At 29.2% G+C, this 353-nt stretch carries 1 protein-coding gene; it reads left to right on the forward strand.

Going from position 1 to position 353, the window contains the following annotated elements:
* Positions 1-111: 111 nt before the first annotated feature.
* Positions 112-291 carry a hypothetical protein gene (locus KSU54_RS18675; RefSeq protein ID WP_008792923.1) on the forward strand — a complete coding sequence of 60 codons (180 nt, stop codon included), beginning with the start codon at positions 112-114 and terminating at the stop codon, positions 289-291.
* Positions 292-353: the final 62 nt, after the last annotated feature.

Here is a 353-nt window from a genome sequence, read left to right on the forward strand (position 1 = left end):
CTTATGACAGATATACAAGAGAAGAACAGAAGGAACGTGAGAGAGCATATGGTTACGTGCGTTCAATCTTAAGTGTTTTAGAAGATAGTTAGGAATAGAGGTGGAATGAAAATGTATGTAATTAAATATAATACTGAAATTTATCCAGGAACATACAGTGATATGGATGGGTGTTATCTTTATCCAAGCAGTTACTTTAATAAGCAAAAACCAAAAGTTTTTAAAACACTAAAAGGTGCAGAAAAGCATCTTAGTAACTTAAAAAAAAGTTGTTTATGGAAAAAATGCTGATGTATATAATTTTAAGATTATTGAATGGTCTGAAAATGATTTAGAATCACATTTGATGTTTA

Source organism: Erysipelatoclostridium sp. MSK.23.31 (assembly GCF_019125875.1).
GTDB lineage: Bacteria > Bacillota_I > Bacilli_A > Erysipelotrichales > Coprobacillaceae > Thomasclavelia > Thomasclavelia ramosa.